Source organism: Marilutibacter maris, assembly GCF_006546735.2.
Lineage (GTDB): Bacteria > Pseudomonadota > Gammaproteobacteria > Xanthomonadales > Xanthomonadaceae > Marilutibacter > Marilutibacter maris.
Genome location: NZ_VICD02000089.1, coordinates 1 through 5,177, shown reverse-complemented (window position 1 = coordinate 5,177; position 5,177 = coordinate 1). Strand labels below are relative to the sequence as shown.

Genomic DNA, 5,177 nt, shown 5'->3' with positions numbered 1-5,177 from the left:
GCCGATCACGTACGGACCGGCGGTGGTCAGGGTCTTGCTGACCGCGATGTCGGCGGTCGGCGTGGTGTCGTCGCCGTCGGTGCCGGTGTTGTTGCCGCCGTCGGGGTCAGTCTCGGTCGGGGTCGCGGTCGCGCTGTTGCCGAACGCGCCCTCGGCGTCGATCGTGCCATGGACGGTGATCGTTGCGGTGCCGCCGGAGGCGATCGACGCGATCGTGCACGGCAGCGCGGTGCAGGCGCCGCTGACCGATGTCAGGGTGAGGTTGCTCGGGGTATCGCTCACCTGCACGCCGGTCGCCTCGGACGGGCCGGCATTGCTGACCACGATGTCGAAGGCCACCGTCTGGCCGATCACATACGGACCGGCCGTGGTCAGGGTCTTGCTGACCGACACGTCGGCGGTCGGCGTGGTGTCGTCGCCGTCGGTGCCGGTGTTGTTGCTACCGTCAGGATCGGTCTCGGTCGGGGTCGCGGTCGCGCTGTTGCCGAACGCGCCCTCGGCATCGATCGTGCCCTGGACGGTGATCGTCGTGCTCGAACCCGACGCGATCGACGCGATCGTGCACGGCAGCGCGGTGCAGGCACCGCTGACCGATGTCAAAGTCAGATTGCTCGGCGTATCGGTCACCTGCACGCCGGTCGCCTCCGACGGGCCGACATTGCTGACCACGATGTCGAAGGCCACCGTCTGGCCGATGACGTACGGACCGGCGGTGGTCAGGGTCTTGCTGACCGCGATGTCGGCGGTCGGCGTGGTGTCGTCGCCATCGGTACCGGTGTTGTTGCCGCCGTCCGGATCGGTCTCAGTCGGCGTCGCGGTCGCGCTGTTGCCGAACGCACCCTCGGCGTCGATCGTGCCCTGGACGGTGATCGTCACGCTGCCGCCGGAGGCGATCGACGCGATCGTGCACGGCAGCGCGGTGCAGGCACCGCTGACCGATGTCAAAGTCAGGTTCGACGGCGTATCGGTCACCTGTACACCGGTCGCCTCGGACGGGCCGACATTGCTGACCACGATGTCGAAGGCCACCGTCTGGCCGATGACGTACGGACCGGCGGTGGTCAAGATCTTGTTGACCGCGATGTCGGCGGTGGCCTGCACCGGCGTGGTCGAGGTCGCACTGTTGTTGCCCGGGGTCGGATCGGTCGCCGTGGTCGACACGGTCGCGGTATTGGCGAGCGATCCGGTCGCGCCCGCTGCCAGCGTGCCGCTGATCGTGTAGCTGCGCGACTGTCCGCTGGGCACGGTGCCGAAATCGCAGTCGACATTCTGGCCGGCTACGCTGCAGGCGCCGCCGTCGGCACCGCCGACCGACAGCCCGGTGACCGTCGCCGGCACCGCGTCGGCGGTGGTCATCGGCGCATCGGACGGACCGTTGTTGGTCGCGGTCAGGGTCCAGGTCAGCGTCTGCCCCGGAACCGCCGGGTTCGGGCTGGCCAGCGACTTGCTGATCGCGACATCGGCACTGGGAGCGGCGGTATCGGTGTCCGAAGCGCTGTTGTTGGCCGCATTCGGATCCGGCGTCGTCGAAGTGGCGGTGGCGGTGTTGGTGATCGAACCGCTGGTATCGGAATCGATCTGCACGGTCAGCGCGTAGCTGACGCTGGCGCCGGCGGCCAGCACCGGCAGCGTGTGGTTGAGATTGCCGCTGCCGCTCGCCACCGGGCAGGCGACGCCGGTGCAGGTCCAGCCGGTCAGCGTGGTGCCCGCCGGTGCGGTGTCCTGCACCTGCACGTTGCTCGCGGCCGACGGCCCGGCATTGGCGACGACCACGGTGTAGACCGTGCTGGCGCCCGGCACATAGGTGCTGGCGCCATTGCTCTTGGTGATCGAAACATCGGCCGACGTGTCCAGGGTCGAAGTGACCTGGGCGCATTGCGGGTTGCCCGCGGCCGGGCAGGTCGGCAGCGGATCGGGATCGCCGCCGCCGGCGATCGCGACCACGTTGGTGACGTCGCCGGTGGCCGAGGCGTCGATGGCGACGTTGACGCGGATGCTCGCATTCGCGCCCGCGGCGATCGGCGCCGCCGGGGTGAAGCTGCAGTTCAGGGTGCCGGTCGCCGGCAGGCCGCCACAGCTGACGCTGCCGTCGGGACTGGACACCGCGACCGCGCTGAAGCCGGCCGGCAGGGTGTCGCTGATGTCGATCGCGGCCGTGGTCGGGCCGGTGCCGGTGTTGGCCAGGCCGATCAGGTAATGGCCGTCGGCCGCGGCGCCGGTCTGCCCGGCCAGCAGGGTGCCGCCGACCGACTTGCTGGCGGTCAGCTGCGGCTGCACCACGGTCAGCACCTCGTTGCCGACCAGGTTGACCAGGTTGTTGGTGCCGCTGATGTTGCTGCTGTCGTTGGTGTGCTGGCCGACCACGCTGGAGGTCACGTCGACCGAGATCCGGCAGCTGATCTGGCCCCCCGACGGCGCGCCGACGATGCTGGCGCCGCTGACCTGGATGCTGCCGGCGCCGACTGCCGCGGACACGCTCATGCCCGGCGGAATCACCGTGGTCATGGCCGCCCCACTCGGGCAACTGGTGCGAACGTTCGGCGTCGGCGCCACCACCACCCCGGCTGGCAGGGTATCAGTCAGGTTGATGCTGGCGACCGAGTTGAAGGTGCGGTTGGTCAGGGTGAAGCTCAGCGTCGACACCTCGCCGGCATTGATCGTCGCCGGCGCGAACGCCTTGGTCAGGTCGACCGCCCCCATCGCGAAGGTGACCCGGTACTCGACGGTATGGCTGCTGGCGCCGGCGGGTACGTTCCACTGCGCCGCGATGCCGTTGTCGGTGCTGGAATTGGTGTCGATGGCATTGTTCAGATTGCCGGTGCCGGTGGTGCAGCCGCTGGTGCCGGTGGTGCCGTTGCAGATCAGCCGCCCGGGATACAGGTAGGTGCCGGAGAAATAGCGGTCCCAGAGCGGCGTGCCCGACGAGGGCTCGTGCCACAGCGCCTCGATCTGCGCGTCTTTCTGCACTCCGACCACGTCCGGGGTGCTGCTGAGGTTCCACGGCGAGGTCCGGGTGAAGCCCGGCCCCTGATCGCCGCCATCCAGATAGGTGTCGATGTTCTGGTAGAACTTGATCGCCGCGCCGCTGGTCGGCATCCCGCTCAGGGTCACCCGGCGGGTGAACCAGGACTGCGGATAGACATAGCGGTCGACGATGGTGACGGTGATTGCGCTGTCGGCGCTGTTGCTTGGTCGCAGTACGGTGGTCACCTGCCACGGTGACAGCGCGGTGCCGCTGCCGCTGACCGCGCTCTGGCTGACCTGGGTGAACGCTGCGTAGCCGCCCACGTTCGAGTTGGTATTCGAGTTGTGGTAGATCCGGTTCGTGTTGTCGTGGCCGCGGTCCACACGCAGGTAGACGCTGTTGAACAGGGCGCCGGCCGTCGGGCGCCCACCGGGCGAGTAGACCTGCCCCTTGTTGCCCAGGACCACCTGGAACTGGCTGTTGCTGCCCCACCACAGATGCAGGCCATCGGAACCGTCGGCCTGGGTGCCGCCGGCGGCGTTGATCTCGCGCTGCGAGTTGGCACCGGACGCCAGCACCGCGCCCGATGCCAGCATCAGCCCAAGGAAGGCGGCAGGCAGGGCGGCGCGCAACCAGCGCGTACCGGCGGCACGAAGACGGAGCTTTCTACGCATCATGGACTCTCCGGCCGCGGCGGCCGTTGCGGATCTGGATTCGGTTCGGGGACACGGCCGCACTCCGCCGGGCCGTCGCGCGGACGGGGCGGTACGGGCCGTAGCGGCAAAGGTCGCCTTCGGGTGCGGGATGCTGGCGTCCGCCGATGGGCGACGCGGGGGCTCGGAGACGGGTCGGAAATCGGCTACGGACTGCGGAATCCGACCGTCCCCACGGCCGACCCCATCCACGCGCGCACTCCCCCGACCGAGGACATCCCGGTAGCTCCGCATTCCCTGGTTCCCTGTAGATAGATGAAGGCCCCACCTGCCCCAGAGCAGGCGCGGCCACGACAACTACCCACCGGGCAGCAAAAAGCGTGCCATATGCCACATTTAACTGATAACTGCATAACACTTAATGTGCGCAGCAGATCGCATGTTGCCGGGATGCACACGCGAGAACAGTCAAAACTTTGTGAAAAAGTTTTGATTTACGTCACATTTTGACGTTTTGCGTCATGACAGGTGAGGATTTCGTCGAAGCGACGTGGGCCGCGCCGCCCACGACGGCCACGTGGACCCGGCCCGTCCCGACCGGCCCACGCATCACGCCCGCATTGCACGGGCGCGCTTGCCCCCCGCTGACGCGGGCCTCAGTCCCGGTAGCGGGTGGTATCGGCGGCGGCGGCCGCGGCGAAGCCCTCGGCGCGCAGGCGGCAGGCATCGCAATGGCCGCAGGCGCGGCCCTCGGCATCGGCCTGGTAGCAGGACACCGTCTGCGAGAAGTCCACCCCCAGGCGCAGCCCTTCGCGGACGATGTCGGCCTTGCTCAAATGCTGCAGTGGCGCGTGCACGCGGATGCCGGCGCCCTCGACACCGGCCCGGGTCGCCAGGTTGGCCAGGGCCTGGAAGGCTTCGATGAACTCCGGCCGGCAGTCCGGGTAACCGGAGTAATCGACGGCGTTGACGCCGCAGAAGATATCCGCCGCTCCGAGCACCTCGGCCCAGCCCAGCGCCATCGACAGCATGATCGTATTGCGCGCCGGCACGTAGGTGACCGGAATCAGGTCCCGGTACGCCGGGTCGGCCTGGGCGGCCTCGCCGACCGGGTGGCCGTCGGCGTCGGTCGGCACCTCGATGTCGTCGGTCAGCGCCGAGCCGCCGATGCTGCGCAGGTCGACATCGACGGTCTTGTGCGCGACCGCGCCAAGGCTTCGCGCGACCCGGTCGGCGGCGTCGAGCTCGGAGGTATGGCGCTGGCCGTAGCGCACGCTGAGCGCATGCACGGCATAGCCCTGCTCGCGGGCGATGGCGATGACGACGGCGGAATCCATCCCGCCCGATACCAGGACAACGGCTTTTTTCATTGGAGAAGAGTGAGGCAAAGGGGAATACGGAGTAAAGGCCGTCCGCGGCCGTCTGGACGTTGCGGCCACCGCACGACGGCGCCGCGACCGCGCGCGGCTAGCTGTGTAAACCCAGTACGTTGTTCAGCGGCAGCCGGCTGATGGGTGGCTTGTGGCCCAAACTGGCGTGCGGGCGGTGCCAGTTGTAGT

General features: G+C 68.6%; 2 protein-coding genes. Both read right to left on the bottom strand.

Annotated elements, in window-relative coordinates:
- A partial coding sequence (locus FKV24_RS06415) for a DUF11 domain-containing protein (RefSeq protein ID WP_141481796.1) occupies positions 1-3,639 on the bottom strand: 3,639 nt, incomplete at its 3' end.
- A 635-nt stretch (positions 3,640-4,274) separates the two neighbouring features.
- The gene (gene queC, locus FKV24_RS06410) at positions 4,275-4,988 is read right to left on the bottom strand and encodes a 7-cyano-7-deazaguanine synthase QueC (RefSeq protein ID WP_141481795.1); all 714 of its coding nucleotides are present in this window, start codon (positions 4,986-4,988) and stop codon (positions 4,275-4,277) included.
- Positions 4,989-5,177: the final 189 nt, after the last annotated feature.

What these genes read in the sequence shown, in the direction of transcription:
- queC (WP_141481795.1), bottom strand. Translation starts at nt 4,988, where the DNA reads ATGAAAAAAGCCGTTGTCCTGGTATCGGGCGGGATGGATTCCGCCGTC.